Annotated in this window: 11 protein-coding genes; 2 read left to right on the forward strand and 9 right to left on the reverse strand. The window is 62.4% G+C overall.

Annotation, left to right across the window (positions count from 1 at the left end; all coding sequences use genetic code 11):
* Positions 1 to 47 precede the first annotated feature (47 nt).
* The 3 genes from J7I12_RS03555 to J7I12_RS03565 form a co-directional block, all read right to left on the reverse strand.
* The gene (locus tag J7I12_RS03555; RefSeq protein ID WP_498794011.1) at positions 48 to 3,623 is read right to left on the reverse strand and encodes a PEP/pyruvate-binding domain-containing protein; all 3,576 of its coding nucleotides are present in this window, start codon (positions 3,621 to 3,623) and stop codon (positions 48 to 50) included.
* A gap of 137 nt (positions 3,624 to 3,760) precedes the next feature.
* Positions 3,761 to 7,462, reverse strand: coding sequence for a pyruvate carboxylase (locus J7I12_RS03560; protein ID WP_118229018.1), 3,702 nt, complete (start codon positions 7,460 to 7,462; stop codon positions 3,761 to 3,763).
* A gap of 183 nt (positions 7,463 to 7,645) precedes the next feature.
* Positions 7,646 to 8,464, reverse strand: a complete 819-nt coding sequence (locus J7I12_RS03565; protein ID WP_302549050.1) for a biotin--[acetyl-CoA-carboxylase] ligase — start codon at positions 8,462 to 8,464, stop codon at positions 7,646 to 7,648.
* Here J7I12_RS03565 and J7I12_RS03570 point away from each other — a divergent pair.
* A complete protein-coding gene (locus J7I12_RS03570; protein ID WP_302149057.1) occupies positions 8,463 to 9,575 on the forward strand; it encodes a tRNA nucleotidyltransferase/poly(A) polymerase-related protein in 1,113 nt (370 codons plus the stop codon). The two genes, J7I12_RS03565 and J7I12_RS03570, sit on opposite strands and share 2 nt — an antisense overlap.
* 150 nt (positions 9,576 to 9,725) lie before the next feature.
* Here J7I12_RS03570 and ybeY read toward each other — a convergent pair whose 3' ends face one another.
* Genes ybeY through J7I12_RS03585 form a run of 3 tightly spaced genes read right to left on the reverse strand, consistent with a single transcriptional unit; the run spans position 9,726 to position 13,697 of the window.
* Positions 9,726 to 10,205 (reverse strand): rRNA maturation RNase YbeY, encoded by a 480-nt coding sequence (gene ybeY / locus J7I12_RS03575; RefSeq protein ID WP_288907771.1) that lies wholly within the window; start codon positions 10,203 to 10,205, stop codon positions 9,726 to 9,728.
* Positions 10,202 to 12,703 (reverse strand): HD family phosphohydrolase, encoded by a 2,502-nt coding sequence (locus tag J7I12_RS03580; RefSeq protein WP_242621140.1) that lies wholly within the window; start codon positions 12,701 to 12,703, stop codon positions 10,202 to 10,204. The genes ybeY and J7I12_RS03580 overlap by 4 nt, the downstream gene beginning before the upstream one ends.
* Positions 12,669 to 13,697 (reverse strand): PhoH family protein, encoded by a 1,029-nt coding sequence (locus J7I12_RS03585; protein WP_130957697.1) that lies wholly within the window; start codon positions 13,695 to 13,697, stop codon positions 12,669 to 12,671. Before J7I12_RS03585 ends, J7I12_RS03580 begins: the two co-directional genes overlap by 35 nt.
* 214 nt (positions 13,698 to 13,911) lie before the next feature.
* On the opposite strand from J7I12_RS03585, the gene J7I12_RS03590 reads away from it, so the two are divergent.
* On the forward strand, positions 13,912 to 14,862 hold the full coding sequence (locus J7I12_RS03590) for a hypothetical protein (protein ID WP_118229022.1): 951 nt from the start codon (positions 13,912 to 13,914) through the stop codon (positions 14,860 to 14,862).
* Between the two features lie 364 nt (positions 14,863 to 15,226).
* On the opposite strand, the gene gatB is transcribed toward J7I12_RS03590, so the two are convergent.
* The 3 genes from gatB to J7I12_RS03605 all read right to left on the reverse strand — a co-directional run bounded on the left by gatB (position 15,227) and on the right by J7I12_RS03605 (position 19,342).
* Complete coding sequence (gatB, locus tag J7I12_RS03595) at positions 15,227 to 16,663, reverse strand: Asp-tRNA(Asn)/Glu-tRNA(Gln) amidotransferase subunit GatB (protein WP_118229023.1); 1,437 nt, start codon at positions 16,661 to 16,663, stop codon at positions 15,227 to 15,229.
* Between the two features lie 67 nt (positions 16,664 to 16,730).
* On the reverse strand, positions 16,731 to 18,473 hold the full coding sequence (locus tag J7I12_RS03600; RefSeq protein ID WP_302548561.1) for a hypothetical protein: 1,743 nt from the start codon (positions 18,471 to 18,473) through the stop codon (positions 16,731 to 16,733).
* Positions 18,470 to 19,342 (reverse strand): NAD(+)/NADH kinase, encoded by an 873-nt coding sequence (locus tag J7I12_RS03605; protein ID WP_118229025.1) that lies wholly within the window; start codon positions 19,340 to 19,342, stop codon positions 18,470 to 18,472. The genes J7I12_RS03600 and J7I12_RS03605 overlap by 4 nt, the downstream gene beginning before the upstream one ends.
* Positions 19,343 to 19,450 lie beyond the last annotated feature (108 nt).

The following is a 19,450-nucleotide window of genomic DNA, read 5'->3' on the forward strand; positions in this document are numbered from 1 at the left end:
CCCCCCGCAGGAAGCTCCCTTTCTTGTTCAACACGGTTCCGACACTTTTATCCGTTCAACTGTCGCGATATTTCCAGCGCCTTGGCCTGCGCCTCAAAGTCGGCAAAGCCGGAATGGTGCAGGGCGTCCAGCACAGTTTCGTCCCAGTTCCAGGTGGCGTAGATGACCGGCTTGTGGAAGGTGGAGCGGAAGCCCTGGAGCTCAGCGCGGTAGAAGTCTTCCTTGGGCGTGTCCAGGTGTTCGCGGAACTGCTCGTGGCGGCGTTGCAGCTCGCCCTCGTACCATTCCTGAATATCCTGGGGTTCCTTGTATTTTTTGAGGATGTGCCCGTAGCCGTTGCGCTCCATGAGGTCGGCCAGACGCTTGTGGTGCTGCTGGCCGAGCCAGGTTCCCAGTTGGGAAGCGGGAAGGTTCTCCCCTTCCACCGCGGCGATGTCGAACACGGTCTGGTAGTAGGTATCCGGCACCACAGAGGCGGAGGTGATGCCCGCAATGGCCACAAGGCCGCGCAGGATGACGCTGTTGGAAACGCCCTGACCGCAGAAGCCTACCTTTTTGCCGTACTTCTGGCCGGTGAAGATGCTCACCAGGATAGCCCAGACCACGGCGGGGTCTTCCTCGTCGTAGATGTGGGACAAGCGGGCGTTGTCGCGGTCCGTGGCCAGAACCATCTGGGTCATGTCGTTGGAGCCGATGGAGAAGCCGTCAAACTCCGAAATGAACTGCTTGGCCAGAATGGCGTTGGAAGGCAGCTCAGACATGAGGATGATCTTGAGCCCGTCCTGCCCGCTTTTGAGCTTGTGCACCTGCTCCAGGTAGCTGCGCATGGAGCGGGCTTCCTCCAGGGTGCGCACAAAGGGCAGCATGAGCCGCAGGTTGTTGCCGCCGTAGACGCCGCGCGCCAGCTTGAAGGCCTCGATTTCCCAGTCGTGGATATTGCGCGAGACGCCGCGGTAGCCCAGCATGGGGTTGTCTTCCACATGCTCGAAGAGGTTGCCGCCCAGCAGATTGCGGTATTCGTTGCTCTTGAAGTCTGTAGTACGGTAGGTAATGGGCTTGCCATAGAAGGCCATAGCAAAAAGCGCCAGATTCTGGGCCAGGGTCTGCACATAGTGCTCCTTGCCCGTGCGGAAGCCGCGCGACTTGATGAGAGCGCGGATTTTTTCCGGCAGATTGCGCACATCGTCCATTTCTTTTTTGAGGCCGGTGCGCAGGCCCACTTCTTCGCGCAGGTGACGGATATTGTCGCGCAGGCGAGTCACGGCGGGCAGGTCTTCAATGCGGTGCACATGAGCTTCCACGGCGGCCTCGATTTCGGCCATGCGTTTAGCCGCTTCGGGGTCCGCAGGGTTGAGCAGGGCCAGCTCATCGTCATAGCCCATGATGATGCGCACATGATCGGCCAGATCCGGCGAGGTCTTGAGCACTTCGATGCGGCGGGAGGCCAGCTCCATGTGCTGGTCGATTTTGTGGTCCAGCTCACGCATCTTGCGGTGCTGCAACAGCACTTCTTCGGCGCTGAGGCTCTTGTCGGCGTCGGCCAGAGCGTCCACTTCGGCGGCCAGGCCGGTCACTTCGCCCACGTACTCGCGCAGGTTAAAGTTAAAGACAATAAGGCCCGTGGCCATTTGTTCGCGCAGCACCTTGGAAAGGCGGTTTTCCAGCTCCTTGAGCTTGGTCCGCACCACGCCTTCCAGCTCGCCCTTGTCAAAGGCTTCCAGGGCCTGCGGGTGCACGCCAATGTTGCCCAGCATGAATTCCGCGCGCAGCAGGCCCACTTCAAACTGCGGGAAGTTACGCAGGCGCGAGAGGAACAGAGCCTGCCCCACATCGGCCAGCACCAACCCCACCTTGGTTTTGGTGGGGGGTAATTTGGCCACGTCCATTTCGCCGCCCACCTGATGCAGGGGCAGCAGCCCGCGAAAGACCCGGCCGCGCGTGCCGTCCACGGTCACTTCTACCCCGTCCAGAGCGCGCAGCACATCCAGGCGTTGGATGCCGATGACGGCGGCGATGCCCAGCTCACGCGAGGTAATGGCCGCGTGGCTGGTGTCGCCGCCCACGTCGGCCATGATGGCTGATGCCACCCGCATGCCCGGCACCATGTCCGGGTCAGTGCGTTCGGCAGCCAGCACATCGCCCTTGGCAATTTTGTTCAGCTCCAGAGCGGAGCGCAAAAAGCGCACCGTGCCCTGCCCCGCCCCGCGTGAAGCGCCGTTGCCTTCCACCAGCACTTCGGCTTCGGCGGCGGCTTTGGCGTCCACCTCACGCCGCCGCATGAAGATGGTGCTGGGGTGCAGCTCCAGATCTTCATTCCAGCGGGTTTCGGGTCGGGCCTGCACGAACCAAAGCCGGTCTTTGGCGTCAATACAGAATTCCGTATCCATGATAATGCCGCCGTAAGCCTTGCTCACGGCGCGCACGCCTTCAGCCACGCGTTCGGCCTGGCTCAGAGAGAGGGCCCAGCGCAAGGCTTCCAGCTCAGAGACTTTCTCTTCTCTGGTGCCGCCGCGCTCGTCGTAAACGATGCGCATGTCCTTGCAGCCCATCTGACGGATGACCACTTCGCCGCCGTCGTCACGCTGAAAGACGTAGAGCTTGTCAGGCGTGACCTTACCGCCCACCACAGCTTCGCCCAGGCCGTAACTGGCGTCTATGCTGACCAGATCCTTGCGGTCCGTGCCGCGGCAGCCCGTGGCCGTGTCGGCGGAAAAGGCCGTGCCGGAAATGACGGGATTGATCATCTGCATCATGCAGACGGAAAGAGAAGTGTGCTCAATGGCCCATTCTTCCTTGGCCGTGGTGGCGATGGATTCGTCGCCCGTTTCTTCGGCTTTGGCCAGAGCGTCAAGGATGGCCTCGCGCCTGTAGGTCATGGAGCGCAGATTATAGGCCGAGGAGCAGTCCCAGTGGTAGGCTTCCACCACTTTGTCCTCACCCACCATATTCAGATACGTGTCCTGCAGGCCGGCGAAGGCCTTTTTGCGGGAGTCTTCGCCCGCCGCTGAGGAGCGCACGGCCACGGGGGTCATGTCGTCCTCATTTTCCTTGCAGATGGCGCGATACGCGCTGCGCACGGCCTCGTCCACCTCGGTCGGCAGGGTAACGGACAAAATGGCGGCCTGTACCATAACCGAGCGTTTGCGCAGCTGGTCAATGCCTTCGGGCGAAGTGGCAAAGCCCTCCACCACATTATTAATGAAGGTGCGCAGCTTGGTGTGCGACTGCTCGCCTTCAGCCTGGGCCGCCAGGTGGATTTGTTTGCCCAGCTGACGGACAAATTTCTGCAGGAAATCCGGATCCTGGTTAATTTCCGGGTCATTCCAGTCGATGCGGCCGTATTCGCGGTCCACAACACTGCGCACCACCCGGCCGTTGACCTTGGTTTCCTCCAGCACACGGTGGAAAGCCAGGGACGAAACGGCACGAAAGTGGGGGGCCTGGATGCCTTCAATCTGGCTTATGAGCGCCGTATTATAGTTTTTACCACCAACAAGCAGTTCCGCTTCCGGCCCAAGTTGTACGATGTCCGCTCCGGTGAGCACCAGTTTTTTCTGGATGGACTCGGACGCGGCGGTCTTGGGTTTGGGTTGGGCGGGTTTGGCGGCGGGACTTTTGGCCATGACTTCCTCCGGGTTGGGAATCAGCGATCAACCGGTGAAATTGTATCGTGACAGTACCGAACTGTCCACCAGGCGCGCACGCCGTGGGGCAGTCCACAGCGGCGTGCCGGCCCACACCCAGGCGGGCCGGCCGCACGCTACCCTATGCGGGAACCGCAATACGGGCAAAAGGCGATATTGTCCATAGGGATGGGCTGGCCGCAGGCCTCGTTGGGGCAAATGCGCGGCACCGGCCCCAGCTCCACAATGAGTTCGCCCTCCCGCACAGAAACCATTTGCTTATTTTCCTTGAAGTCCGCCGTTTTGAGTACCCGTTTGACGATGCCGTCCACGGGGGCCAACACGGCTTTCTCCTGCTTCATAATGGAGACGTTAAACAGTTCCTCCCCGGCCTTGACCAGGTCGCCGGGGTGCACATACATGACCCAAAGGTCGCCGTTGCTCGGCGCGGCCACATGGAACTTGTTGGCCGGGTCGGCCATGAGCGTACTCTTGACGCCGCCGCCCGTGGGCTGGCGCACCTGCACCTCACAGCTCATGAATTCCGAATCCAGCACATAACGGCAGATGGACAGGCCGGCGTTGTCCGGTTCGGAAATGCTCAACAAAAGCAAGTGGTGCGGTTTGCCGCTGCTGTCGTTGAAGTAGAGATCCTGCCCCACCTTGAGCCCTTCAAACCAGACGTGCAAGGGCAGATTGTTGGGGTCGCCGAATTTGGCCCGGAACTGGATGGTCTTGAGCGCGTCCGCCGGATGGTTAAGGTAAAGCACAAATTCTTCGGCGTTGGGCTTGCGTTTGAGGATATCCGTACAGGCCTTCTCCTCCGCCGCCAGGTTCACGTCGGCCAGGGAATCCAGAGGCGAAGCCTCGGTACGGTTGGCCAGAGCGTTCTTCCAGTCCGATCCGAAGGCGCTTTGATAGACCCAGTCGGCCGGGAAGCCCAGAGGCAACCGCCCGAACTTGCCCAGCAGCAGATTGCGGAAAGCGTCGTTGCAGTCCCTATAGATGGCGAGCCGCGCCTTGCGCATCTCTGCGCTCAGCTCCGCTTCGGGCACGCGGGTCACCTGGCCCAGCACCTCCAGCAGATAGCGCACCTCGTCTTCGCCGCCGCGCTTCCAGGCCCCAGTCACGGCCAGGAAGGCCGTGTTCCAGGTGATCTGCGAGCCCGGCGTCACGTCGTGATAGCGCACGATCTGCCGCGTGCCCTCCAGAAACTTGAGCATGTAGGGCAACAAATGGATGTAGCCCTGCTTCATGGCCCCTTCCTGCGAAGAAGAGGTGGCCCCGCCGGGCATGCCGTGCCGGGTGACGTCATAGTCTATGCCCTGGAAGTACGGCGCACAGTAGCGGTCATAATAGGGCATGATCTGCTTGCAGACAAAGTTGGCGTCGCGGATGGCGTTTTTGTCCAGCTGGCAGGTCAGGCCCAGTTCGTCTTCCATATAGGCCACGGTGGCAAGCACGTCGCCCTGACCGTAGGACCGCACCGCCGAGCCCAGCCCCACATCGATGATGTGCGCTCCGGCCTTGGCGGCCGCACCGCAGGACGGCACAAACAGCCCGTCCGTATAGTGCCGGTGGTAGTGCAGCACAAGCTCCGGCCAGGCCTTGCGCAGGGCGCTCACCAGCTCCGTCATAAAGCGCGGTGGGCAGACGCCGCCCATGTCTTTGAGGCCCAGGATAATCTGACGCGCGGCGGCCTTTTTGTCCTTGCCCATGATATTGGCCACCATGCCCAGGATGGCTTCAGTGACGCCCAGATAGTGCTTGACGTCAAAGCCTTTGGCCCAGGACATGGAAAGCGCCGGCTCAAAAATGGCCTCTTTGCGGTCCATGACCACTTCAGCAATGGGCCGCATATTTTCCACATGGTTAAGGAAATCGAAACAGCGCACCACCTGGTAGTGGTCGCAGATCATCTCGCCCGTGACGCGCATAAGGTTGCGCGGCTGCGGCGTGTAGCCCAGCACGTTGGTGGAGCGCACCAGCAGTTGCTTGAGCGTCTTGGGGGCAAAGCTGTTCCACTCCTTTGCTTCGGTGAAAGGGTAGGTCATGTTGGCCATCATGGCCACGTGAAAATGCGCGCCGCCGCCGTTTTCAATGGAAAAATAGCCCGCATTGTCCAGGTATGGACCAATAAGCCTGTCCTCGGCCAACCGAAAACGGTTGCCGGAATTGGACTGGGTGAAGTCGCGCGGCGTGGTGTCGGTAAAATGCACGTTGCCCGAATGGCGGATATAGTCCAAGGTGGCCGTGCGGTCCCCTTGAGGATAGGGCGAGGCCTGCCGCCGCACGGCGCTGCTGATGGGCGGCAGCACCGGCTCAAAGGGGCCAAGCACCGGGGTATCTGCCGAACGGTACTGCCCCAGCTGCACATAGGGGTTGTAGCCCTTGGCCGAGATTTCGGCCACCAGACGCGAAAGCCGTTCGCCCTCCGGAGCCAGATCCGTGTAGACCATGAGCTCCGGATGGTCGGCGATGAAGTTGGTATTGATGCCGCCCTTACGGAACAGGGCATGCTTGATGACCTGCCGGAAGAAGGGAATGGTGGTCTTGATGCCGCCGATGACATATTCCCCCAGGGCGCGGTCCATGATGCCCAGGGTCTTTTCCCAGTCGTGAGCGTAGGCGATGAGCAGCGCGCCCGCCGAATCATAGTTGGCCGGAAATTCGTAGCCCGCGCTGATGTTGGAATCCAGCCGCACGCCGGGGCCGCCGGGCGAAACATAGCGCGAAATGAGCCCAGAATTGGGGGCGAAGTTGTCCTGCGGGTTTTCACAGTTAATGCGTACCTGCATGGAACAGTAGGAGGGCCGCAGATTTTCTTCGCGGTAACGCAGCTCTGCGCCGAAGGCCACGGCAATCTGCTCTTCCACCAGGTCAATGCCGTAGCGACACTCGGTAATGCCGTGCTCCACCTGCAGGCGGGTGTTCACCTCAATGAGGTAGGGCGTGCCGTCAGGCATAACCAGGAACTCCACCGTAGCCAGGGAGTGATACCCCACGGCCTTGATCAGCCGACGAGCGTAGTCCTTGAGCTTTTCCCGCAGGTTGCGGGTAATGCCCGACCAGGGCGAAGGGGTGATTTCAATGAGCTTCTGGTGGTTGCGCTGCACGGTACAGTCGCGTTCGTCAAAGGCGAATACGTTGCCGTACATGTCGGCAATGACCTGAATTTCAATGTGCCGCACGTCGGCCAGAAATTTTTCCACAAACAGCCGTGGGTTGCCAAAGGAAGCCTGGGCCATGGTGGAAGCCTTGAAAAAGGCGTCTTCCAGCTCCGCTTCCTTATGAATGGCAAAAATGCCTCGGCCGCCGCCGCCGCCTTCGGCCTTGAGCATGATGGGCAAGCCGATTTCGGCAATAATCTTGCGGGCCGTTTCCACATCCACAGCGCCGTCAGAGCCGGGCACCACGGGAATGCCCAGCTTGCGGGCCACCTGCCTGGCCTGCACCTTGTTGCCCAGCAGGTTCATGGCCTCGGCGGTAGCGCCGATAAAGGTAATGCCGGCCTCTTTGCAGCGCTGCGGAAAGCGCGTGTCTTCAGAGGCAAAACCCCAGCCGGGGTGGATGCCTACCACGCCGCGCTGTTTGGCCTTGTCGATAATGCGGTCAATATCCAGGTAGGCCCGGGGCTCAGGGCCCAGCAAGACCAGCTCCTGCGCCGTGGCCGCCGCGGGGGCGGTCTTGTCCACATCGGTAGCGGTCATGGCCGCCACGGCATCAAACCGCTCCCGGATGGAACGGCAGATGCGCCGGGCCGGGATACCGCGGTTGGCGACAAGAATAACCTTGCCTTTCAAAAATTCCTGCACTTCCGCAAATGTCTTGTTGGCCATGCCTTTTCTCAGCCCTTTCCCGCCAAAGCACCGCCCTGGCGTCTGCTTCGGCGCGGCGGCACAACGCCCCGCGCCGTTTTCGTGGGCGGCCCGGACAACGTTTTGCCCGGGCACCCTGCCCGTGTGCCGCCCCGCGCCGCAGCCGCAAAAACAACTGCGGGCACAGACGAAAAAGCCCCCGCTTCAGCCCCCGCGCCGGAGACTGCCGCAAAAAAACTCTTCCACGCGCGCCCCCGTATCCAGAAGCACGCCGCCTGAGGCGCCCAAGCCCTCCAGACGTCCCCGCGTCACCTGGCCGTCGTCGTGCAGCTCCACCGTGAGGCCCCGCCAAAGCAGCACCTCGTCCAGCCCTTCCCGCCACCTCTCTAAAAAAGAGTGGTCGTTGTTATATGCCGAATACAGGCATATTACAAGTTGTTGCCAGAGAGCCTCTGCTGTGGGAATATGTTTGGTTGCGCCTTTGCCCCCCACGTCGGCCTCCGCAAGGCAAATGGCCTCCAGAGCCGCCCCTGCCCGCAGCTCGGCCGCATCCGGAGCCCAAACCACGTCAAGCCCCACCCCGGCCAGCAGCACGCCGCCCCGCTCCTCCAGCAACACGCCCGCCAGCTTGCGCGGATTCCCAGCCGCATCGGCCAGCACCAGATCATTGGGCCATTTGAGTTCCACGGGCCAGCCCATGCCCCGCAGCGCCCTGACCAGCAGCACACCCATGGCCGGCCCTGCAGCGCTGCCGACAAAAGGCGATGCGCACGGCAAGCGCAGCACCGCGTACAGATTACCTACCGGCGAACGCCACTGCCGACGCAACTGCCCCCGCCCTGCCGTCTGCACTACGGCCTGCACACTTTCCCACGGAGAGAGCCACCCCCGTTCCGCCAGCCTGCGCGCCGTGTCCAGGCAAGATTCCACCTGCCCGAAACGCCAGACCCTGGGGCAGCCTTCCCGCAGCGCTGCCGCGCCGCGGCTTCCATCACACTGCGAACTCTGGTACGCCTTGTCCATGCAACTCTACCTCGTGGGCGGCGCCGTGCGTGACATGCTGCTGGGCCGCACCCCCATTGAACTGGATTTTGCCTTTGACGGCAGCGCGCAGGAATTTCTGGCCGCGCATCCTGACGCCTATATGGTGGGGCACAGCGTGCACGTCTGCCTCTGGCGTGGCCGGGAATGCATGCCTCTGCACGGCGGCAGCCCGGAAGCGGATCTGCGCCGCCGCGACCTGACCATCAACGCCCTGGCCCTGGGCAGCGACGGCATAATCCACCTGCACCCCCAGACCGTGCAAGACTTGCAAGACCGACTCCTACGCCCGGCCGCGGCCACGTCCTTTGCCGACGACCCTACCCGCGTTTTCCGCCTGGCCCGTTTTGCCGCTCTCTGGCCCGACTGGCGCATCGACGCCGCAGCCTTCGCCCAGATGCGCGCTCTGGCCCCCGCTGCCCTGGCCGCCCTCCCGGCAGAGCGCGTGGCCCGCGAGCTGCGCAAGGCCCTGGCCGCTCCGGTTCCAGGGCGTTTTTTCCGCGTCCTGGCCCAGGGCAATGCCCTCACCCCCTGGTTTGCGGAGCTTCAGACCGCCCGCGCCGTCCCGGCAGGCCCTGCGCGCTGGCACGCCAACAGCGTCTTTGGCCACAGCCTGCGCCTGGCCGACCAGCTGGCCGGCGATCCTTTGGCCGTGTGGATGGCCATCTGCCACGACCTGGGCAAAATCAACACTGACCCCACCCTGCTCCCCCACCACTACGGCCACGAACAGCGCGGCGTGCCCTTGGCGCTGCAACTGGCCCAACGCCTGCGCCTGCCCGGCGTCTACGCCAAGGCCGGCGCCCTCGCCGCCGCCGAACACATGAAGGCCGGCATATTTCACTCCCTGCGCACCGGCACCCGCCGCGACCTGCTCTGGCGCGTGCACCGCGCGGGACTCGAAGAACCCTTCTGGAAACTGGCCGACGCCGACAGCGGCGCAGACATCCGCCGCACTGCCCAGGCCCAACTCCAGGCCCTGCTGCCCGTGACCCTGCCCCCGCACTGGCGCAACCGCGGCGCGGACAGCGCCCGCCGTCTGCGTGAACTCCACTGTCAGGCCTTGGCTGCTCTGCGCGATGGAGAGGAGTAAAGTTTTTGTGGGGGGAAGGGAACTTTTGTGAACAAAAGTTCCCTTCCCCCCACGCCCCCACCCTTCAAAAAACTTTTTTCAGCCGGACCGCCCAAGGCGTACCCCAACGGATGGGATATGCTGCGCAAACGGCCCCGCCGTTGGCGCGCTTCAAAAAGGCCTTGTCTGTCCCTGCAAAGCCGCGTCGGCCGCCGCAACAAAACCGGCGCAGAGGCCGTCCATGGCCGGGCCATGGTCCAAACCGCACAAATGCCCCATGCCGTGGGCCAGCAGACGCAGGCAGTGCACTGCGGGCTCCTGGCCATAGAGCAGACATTCCCGCCGCAAGGTGTCCAGAGAAAGCAGCAACGCGCCCGGCAAGCTGGCGTCGCCGGGAAAGGACAGCACATTGGTAGGCCCCACGCAGCCGAGAAAGCGCCGGTTGGCCGCGCTGATGCCCGCGTCGTCCAGAATGTGCAGGTCAACGCCGCACGGGGGGAGCACTGCGCGGCGGTCTCCTTGCGCAGCCCGCAGCATGGCCGTCAGCACGCGGGTCAGAACGCGTTGATCCAAGGGCAGCAGCCAGGCCAGGGCGGGCGTGCCCGGCACCACCCGCACGGCCGGCCCCCCGGCATTGCGCGCCGCGTTCATGGCTTGGAAAGGCCTGCATTGGAGGTCTGGGCAGAAGTCTGGGCAGCGGTCTGGGCCGCCGGGGCCGCAGAGGCTGCGGAAAGCCCCGCAGACAACGTCGCCGCAGGTGCTGCCGTCGTTGCCGGAGAAGCTGCCGCAGCTGCCGTGGGCGACGCGGTCGGACGGCCCTCCGCCTTGGGCGTGGGGCGGGCAGGGGCCGGGCGGGGCTGGGCGCGATTTTCCGCAGGCCTGCCGTCTGCGGCGCGGGCCTCAGACCCTTTGCCTTCAGCCGCTTTGCCATCCGTTTTAGACGCGCCGCCTATCCGGGCTTCAGGATAAGCAATGCGCTGGTGGAACAGCCCGGTGAGAATGCGTTGGAAATTTTCGCTCAGGTAGTGCAGGTCTTTGAAAGTCAGTTCCGATTCATCCAGCTGTCCTTCAGAAAAAATGCCCTTGATAATGGTATCGATATGGCTTTTGATGCGCGCGGGCGTGGGGTCGGTGAGTGTGCGGCTGCTGGCTTCCACCGAGTCGGCCAGCATGAGGATGGCGGCTTCTTTGGTTTGCGGACGCGGGCCGGGATAATTGTAGTCCGATTCGCGCGGCTTTTCGCCCAGATTGACGGCTTTCTGGTAAAAATAACGGATCAGGCGGGTGCCGTGGTGCTGCCCAATAATATCCGTAATCTCCTGCCCCAGTTTATAGCGCTCGGCCAGCTCAATGCCCTTCTTGACGTGCGAGAGCAGAATAAGCGCGCTCATGGAAGGGGCCAGTTTGTCGTGCTTGTTGGGGCCGCCGAACTGGTTCTCAATAAAATATTCCGGATAGGAAAGTTTGCCCACGTCATGGTAAAGGGCCGCCACCTTGCACAGCAGGCTGTTGGCCCCTATGGCTTTGGCCCCGGCCTCCACCATGTTGGCCACCACCAGAGAGTGGTGGTAGGTGCCGGGCACGGTGACCATCAACTCCTGCATGAGCGGCTGTTCCAGGCTCATGAGCTCCATAAGGCGGAAGCGCGTGCTGTAGCCGAAGCTCAGCTCCAGCACGGGGCTCACGGCAAAGAGCAGAATGAGGGAAATAAGGCTGTTCAGGCACACGGCCAGCAGTTGCATGGGCACTTCGGGCAGGGTCGTCTGAGAAAGAAAGGCTGCACCCAGCCAGATGCAGATTTGGCCAATGGTCAGGGGCACAAGACTCCAGACCACGTCCTGACGGCTCTGGGCGGAGGTCACCAGCCAGGTGGCCAGCATGCCGCCCAGAAACTGGTACAGAAAATAAGAAAAATCCTCCTGAAACATGAGCATGGTAAAAAAGGACAGCAGCAGCCCCATGGTGCAGTAGCGCCGGGCCGCAAAGACCATGGCCACCAGACCCACGGCCCCGGCCACGGGATAGCCCAGGTTCAGGGCATTGAGCACAGTCACGCTGTCCAGGCGTGAGCCCAGCACATACACAAACTTGGCCCCGCCGCAGCACAGCAGCAAAATGAGTGAAATGAGCAGCATGTCCTTGCAGCGCAGCGGCGTGCCCGGCTTGCCGCTGGGGGCCACGAAAAACCCTATGGAAAGCAGCAGAGAAAAGGCGAAAGCTCCGGCGGTAATGTTCCAGTGCATGGGGTCTGCAGCGGATTTGTACAGCGTCTGCAGTTTGATCTGCTGTTCTCGGCTGACCCGTTCGCCCCGCCGCAGAAGCAGCTCGCCCTTTTGAATTTGATAAAGGACGGGCTCCACTGTGGAAATCACGGCGCTGCCGCGCTTTTGCGTGGCCTCGCGGTTGAGGGTCAAAGAAGCGGGCATGGTGGCTGAAAGCAGAATGTTGATAGCCCGACGCGACTGCGGATTCAGACTGGGCTCCCGCCGGATGTGGGAGGAAATCTCGGCCAGAAAGGACTGCACGTCCGGCAGATTGGTCACGTCCGGACGCAGCAGTTCCGTATTGGCGTCCAGGTTACGCACAATGACCCCGGAGCGCCCCACCCTGGCCTGCCGTATATCGCTCACCAGACCTTCGGCCATATGATCACGGATGCTGGGCAAAAGCACTTTGAGCAGATAGGTCTGTACTTCCGGCTGGGCCAGTTCCGGCAGGATTTCATCGGCCACGGCCGGGGTCAGGTCTTCCACCAGACGCGGCAGGGGGCCGCTGTGGGCCGCCTTGAAGTCGCTGCCCGCGTTGAGCGTGCGCAAAATCTCCACAATGCGGTTCTGAAAGGCGGTATAGGGCTCCAGGCTCAGGTCATAGACCGGCGGCTGCAGCAACAGCACCTGCTTGCGCCGGGCCTTGGTAGCCTGGGCGTCCTCCACCAGCAGGTCGCGATCGGCAATGACGTCTGAGTCCGCCACCTGCCCGGCCACATAAACCCTGGGCACCACTTCAAAATTAGCCCCGGCCAGCAGCGAAAGCAGCAAAAGCGTGCCCCACAGAGCGGCCAGCCCCCAGCCGCAACGGTGCCGGGCGCGCAACAGGCGAAAAAGCGCCAGAATGCTAGCGGGGCGTGTCGACTTTTTCGGCGTGATCATAGGCGGTTACAATGGCTCCCACCAGAGGATGACGCACCACGTCGGCCTTGGTGAAGCGGTGCACGGCCAGGCCGGGCACCTGGGTGAGAATATCCAGGGCGTGGATGAGTCCGGAGCGCGGACGCTGACCGCCGGGTTGCACGGGCAGGTCGATCTGCGTGGTGTCGCCCGTCACCACCATGCGTGAGCCAAAACCCATGCGCGTCAGAAACATCTTCATCTGTTCCTGTGTGGTGTTCTGGGCCTCATCCAGAATGATGAAGGCGTCGTTGAGGGTGCGCCCCCGCATAAAGGCCAGCGGAGCCACTTCTATGGAACCCACTTCCATCATGGAGGCTACCTTGGGCTGGGGCATCATGTCGTGCAGCGCATCGTACAGAGGGCGCAGATAGGGGTTGACTTTCTCCGCCAGATCGCCGGGCAGAAAGCCCAGGCGTTCCCCGGCCTCCACTGCCGGGCGGGTGAGCACAATGCGTTTGACCCTGTGCTGCTGCAACATGGAAAGTGCCATGGCTACGGCCAGATAGGTCTTGCCCGTGCCCGCCGGCCCCACGGCGAAAACCAGCTCGTAGCGCCGCAAAAGGTCCAGATAGGTGCGTTGGGCCACATTGCGCGCGGTCACGGTTTTGCGCGGGGTATTCACAAACACCGCATCCCGAAAAATCTGTCCCAGATTCAGGCCGGGGTCGCCGCGCAGCATCTCGTAGGCGCGGGCCATATCCTGCTGGCTCAGCGGCACGCCGCCGCGCAGCAGATCATACAGCTGCACAAAGACGTTGCAGAGGGTTTCGCGCACCTGCGGGTCAGGGGCATCCACAATCAGGCTGGCCCCCCGGCTGGTGATGCGCGCGCCACTGGCCGCGGCCAGCAGTTCCAGATGCGCGTTGCGCGGTCCGAAAAGCTGGTTGGCCACTACAGGGTCGTCAAAAGCGACCGATTCCGCCCCGCCGGATTTCGCGCCGGCGGTTTCTGGCGTGGTCAAACGTACTACCATGCCGGTCCTCTAGCCTATTTCAGTTCCCCTGTCCATCAGGACGAACCCCACGCCGCAGCCCCGGCACGGCAGGCCCTGCGGCCGCCGCGTCCGGCAGGGCCAAGCCTGCCCGGCAAAAAAATCCTGGCACAAAAAATGCTTCACCTCCGGTACGCGACCAGCACAGCCGTGCAACGGCAAAAACCGCCGCCGGCGTCTTTTTGCAGGAGGCCCCATGAGCATATCCAGCATCAGCAGCAGCTACACCAGCGCTCTGTACCAGTGGCAAAACCAGCAGCTTACCAGTTCGGGCAGCACCAGCTCACAGAGCTCCGCCAGCAGCAGCCTGAGTAGCCTGCTCGGCAGCTACTCCATCACCAGCCAGGTTTCCAGCATGGTGGAGCTGACCCAGTATGCCATGGACGCCATGGGCCTGTCTGACGACAGCCGGGTGACCTTCAACCAGATCCTCAAGTACCGCGACCAGCTCACCAGCGAATTTAACGCCAGCGTGCAGGAAGGCCTCGCGGACCTGGGGGTGAGCGACCCAGAAGGCGTCACCTTCACCCTGGCGGCGGACGGCAGTCTGACCGCCAGCAGCAGCAACGCCGCAGACCAGAAAAACGTCCAGTCCTGGCTTACGGCCAACCCCGACCTGGGCACAAGCCTGCGTGCCGCCCTGACTGCGGCTGGTGTGGATGCCGACGCCGCCGTAAGTATGACCGTGGACAGCAAAGGCGCGCTCACTGCCGCGTCTGTGGGCGACGCCACGGACGCCGCCAGCCTGGCCACGGCGCAATCTGTGCTGCATACAAGCGCACTGGGGTCCACCCTGTACTCCGGCATGACCGACCTGGGCGTGGACGCCGACGCCACTTTCACCATACAGGTCAACGACGACGGCACCGTCACCATTGCCGGCGCAGGCGACGACACCGAAGAAATCCAGCGCTTCTTTGACAACAATCCGGATCTGGTCAAAAAATACCGGCAGATCGATGCTCTCTCCGGTCTGGACGACGCCCGCAAGGCCCTGCAGGTCTCCCCTTCGGAGCTGCGCAAGCGCATTCAGGTGGAATCCATGGCCGCCTGGTGGTCTTCATCCGACAGCGCCAGCTCCTACTTCGGCAACTACAGCGATACGGACGGCCTCTCCCTTCTCGCTGGTCTCAATCTAAGTGTATAACTGGATATTTTTATGGATGAAGGGGAACTTTTGCGAGCAAAAGTTCCCCTTCATCCATAACCCCATCCCTGCAAAAAGCGCTTTTCTCTGCACCTGGCGGACGGCAGGCGTGAACAGGGAATGCGAACCCTGAAGTAGCATGGTTGTTCTGGAGCAGATTATCTTTGCAAATAGGTATTCTCAGAGGTAATGGTACGCTCGTTCCGGCGCTTAACCGCACAAATACATAGCGCTGCTGTCTTCACCTGTAGCTTCCTTTGTCGTAACGGGCCAAGCGCCTGCGCCGCAACGGCTGAAGCTGCGCTTGCGTCTCCACGATGGGCGTCTGCTTACGAACCGCCAGGGCATTGCAACGGAGAATGCCCTATTGCAGCTTCTGATGCAGAAGCTGATTGACCAGGGCGGGATTGGCCTTGCCCCTGGTAGCGCGCATGACCTGCCCCACAAAAAAACTCATGAGCTTGGTCTTGCCGCCCCTGAAGGCGGCCACCTCGTCGGGATTCTCGGCCAGCACCGTGTCCACGGCGGCTTCCAGCGCGCCCGTATCCGAAATCTGGCCCAGGCCCTTTTCCCGCACATAGGCTTCAGGCATGGCCCCGCTACGGAACAAATCGCCGAAGATGTCGTTGGCGATCTTGGCGCTGATGACGCCCTTGTCCACCAGCGTGACCAGTTGGGCCAGGGCCTCCGGTTTCATGGCCCAGTCTGCGGCATCTGCGGGGTTGCGGTCATTGGCGTGGCATTCCCGCAGCAACGGGCCGAGAATAAAGTTGGCCACTTTGCGGGGCTCGGCCTTCTGTGCTGCGGCCTCGAAAAAGTCCGCCAGACCGCGCCCCTGCACCAGCACTTCCACTTCCGCCTCAGCCAGGCCGGTCATGGCCGCAAAACGCCGGGCGCGGGCCTGGGGCAGCTCCGGCAGGGAGGCGCGCCAGGCTTCCAGGTCTTCTGCCGCAATTTCCACGGGCAAAATGTCCGGGTCCGGAAAATAACGGTAGTCGTGGGCTTCCTCCTTGCTGCGCATGGAGGCCGTGCTGTTTTTGGCCGCGTCGTAGAGGCGCGTTTCCTGCACTACGCTGCCGCCTTCGTCCAGCACGTCCTGCTGGCGGGCGATCTCGTACTCAATGGCCCGTTGCACGTTGCGGAAAGAGTTGAGGTTCTTGAGCTCCGTGCGCGTGCCAAAGGCCGTCTGACCCACGGGCCGCAGCGAAACGTTGGCGTCGCAACGAAAGCTGCCCTCTTCCATATTGCCGTCGCACACGCCCAGATAAGTAACAATACTGTAGAGCGTCTTGAGATAGGCCACAGCCTGGGCCGCGGAACGCATGTCCGGCTCCGAAACGATTTCCACCAGGGGCGTGCCTGCGCGGTTCAAATCCACATAGCTCAGGTTTTCGCCCTGGGCGTGGATGTTCTTGCCCGCGTCGTTCTCCATGTGGATGCGGGTGATGCCGATGCGGCTCACCCGGCCGTCGGCCTCAATATCCAGATAACCCTGCTCGCAAATGGGCAGCTCAAACTGCGAAATCTGATAGCCGGCGGGCAAATCCGGATAAAAATAATTTTTCCGGGCGAAAACGGAACGCCGGTGCACCGTGCAGTTGGTGGCCAGGCCCACCAGGGCAGCGTAGTGCACTGCCTGGCGGTTGGGCACGGGCAGGGCCCCAGGCATGCCGGCGCAGACTTCGCAGACGTTGGTGTTGGCGGGCTGCCCAAAGGTGGTGGGGCAGGAACAGAACAGCTTGGAGGCCGTGGCCAGTTGCACGTGCACTTCCAGGCCGATGACGACTTCATACGCGGCCATAAATACCCTTACTCCTCAAGCGGGGCCACGCCCCGTGGTTGCGTCCTTGTCCGCCCGCGCGGCGGCCTCAGCGGGTGATGCTGGCGTCAAAATATTTGCCCACCCCATATTCGCCCCGGCGGAAGAACAGGTGGGGCGCGGGGCCGATGATCTGCATCTCACGATTCCTGGCCTGCACCTCCATGGCAATGCGCATTTCCTTGGTGCAGCCCGTGGAGAAGGTGGCGTCCTTGCCGGACCAGCGCGGCGGCACCTTGCGCCCCAGCAGGGCGAAGCTCTCTTCAATGTCTTCAACAGTCTGAAAACGCCAGACGTCGATAAAACCACTGCGCTGCACCTGCTCCCACATATACATGAGGTCGTCGCCGTCCATGCCGTCCACAAAGTGCTCCGCAGGATTGATGATCAGAATATTATCCATTTTTTCGCGCAGACTGTCCACAAAGGCCCGCACCAGGGCAATGGCCGTGGCCGTTTCGCCGGGGATACTGCCGATAATGCAGCTGTAAAACATAACCGTGCGGCCCTGCGCCTTGGCCGCGCGCATGGTGGCTATAATGCCTTCCGCATGGCTGGTGATGTCGGCCTCGCCGCATTTGCGCACGCCTGGGGCGTGGGGCCGCAGCCTGAGGTGAAAGCCCGCCTCGTCCACCCAATAGCAGAGCACGTCGCGCGTAAAACTGTGGCTCGTGCCCAGCAACACGTCCGCACAGCGCCAGCCTTTGCCCAGCACGCAGTCCGCCTCCTTCCAGGCGCGGGAAAAAGTGACGGAGACGCGGTAAAGGTTCAGCCGCTCGCGGGTGCCGTCGCTGATGACCACCAGGCGGTGTTCGCGCAAGTGGCGCAGCAGCTCATTTTTGCCCAGGTTGTTGTCGTGCAGCACGATGCCGCCCTGCAGCAGCGGCTGGACGGCCGGGTCGCTGACCATGTCTTCCACTGTGGGCGCAAAAAAATAGAAGCCTTCCTTGACGGCAAAAATAACCCGATGCCCCATACGCATGAGGCTGCGGACCATAAGCAGGTCCAGGGCCAGACCGCCCTCCGCGTCGCACAAAAAAAGCACAGTGTTCTGTCGGCGGGCCGCAGCGGCAAAATACCCCCGCAGGCTGTCGGCAACGGCCCTGGCTTGTGCAAAGGCCACGCGCGTTTCCTCTTCGGTGGGGGCGCTCTCCAGCCAGCGCCGTGAATGGGCGGAAAGGCAAAGCAGGCGCACCAGCTCGGCGTAGTCCAGTGCGACGCGAGCCTCGTCCATGTTGCCGGGGGTAAAATCTTCAGGCACGGCCCCCAGCGGACTGCTGACGGCCGGGCTCTCAACCAGCTGCAGCTGCTGCCCGACAGAGGCGCGCCGCCACTCCCGCCAAGGGTCGTCCAGTCCGCCCTCCTGCGCCAGCACCAGATTGGTCATACGTTTGACCAGCCGCGAAGGAATAAGCGTGCCCTGGGCCACATACTGCGTGAAACGGTAGCGACAAAACTGCAGCAACCGCTGCCGCCGGGGCCGGTCCAGCCCAAAGGAACGCACCAGCCGCATGATGATGCGCCAGGAACGGTTATACTGTCGGCGCAGGTCCGGCAGTGTTTGCGAGGCGCAGAGCAAGGCAAAGGTGGCGTCTGAACAAGGCAGATAAACCTGATCCTGCCCCAGATGCACCATAAAGGCCAGCTGTTCCGGGCTGGCGATGATGTCGGGATTCATGTGGAAGGCCAGGTTGTTGTCAATGAGCATGCTGTAAAGCCATGCGTCAAAGCGATCATTCTGGCCAAGACGGATGCGGCTCACGGACTCCGGCGCCGCGAAGCCGTTGCTCATGCCCTGCCCCCGCTCAGTCCGCCGGGCGCGCCCTGCAGCACAAATCCGCGGGAACGCAACCGCTCAAAAAAGCAGGTGCCTTCGCCCATAAACTGCACAGCAGCGGGCAGCCCCGCCACCCGCACCACGTCGCCGCGCTCCAGCAGCATGCCTTCCTGGCCGTCCGCCGTGAGATAACAGTCGGTGGAACCCTGCAGTATCTCTATGGTCACAGACGTATTCCCATCAAACACCATCGGGGCAATGGTATTCAAAAAAGGGCAGATAGGCACAAGACCCAGAGCGTCCATGGAGGGATAAAGCAAAGGCCCCCCCGCGGATACGCTGTAGCCGGAGCTGCCGATGGGCGTACAGATGATTACGCCGTCGCTGCGCAGGGCCCCCATGTGCACGCCGTTGACGGCAATTTCCATGCTCACCAGTCGGGCCAGGGAGCCGCGGCTCAACACCACATCGTTGACGCCGTGGCCGTGGGCCAGGTCTTTCCCCTGGCGGGTCACGGACCAGGTCAGGGCCATACAGGCGCGCACGGGCTCGTCGCCGTGCAGACACTCCACCAGCTTGTCCTGCCACTGCTCCGGCTGGGCGTCGGTCAAAAAGCCCACCCGCCCAAAATTGATGCCGAGCACCGGCACCTTGCGCCCCACCAGCCTGCGCGCCACACCCAGCATGGTGCCGTCGCCGCCGAGCACAGTCACAAAGCTCAGATCCTCTTGCGCATAGGCGGGGGAATCCTTCTCGGCCGTGATAACCGAGGCCCTGTGCCCCTGCTGACGCAACCAGGCGCCGATTTCTTCGCCCAATGCCAAAGCCTGCGCGTGGCGGGCCTTACAGACCAGAAGGATGTTGCGACTCGGTGGTTTTTTCATGCAGGCAATCTACGTTATAGCCGCTCCAACCGCAAGCCCGTTCCCGCTGTGCTTGTCAGCGGCGGGGCTTTGACATATGAATGGTGACTTCGTCATCCTGTTGCTAGA

Origin of the sequence: Desulfovibrio diazotrophicus (assembly GCF_902498985.2) — a bacterium.
Lineage (GTDB): Bacteria > Desulfobacterota > Desulfovibrionia > Desulfovibrionales > Desulfovibrionaceae > Desulfovibrio > Desulfovibrio legallii.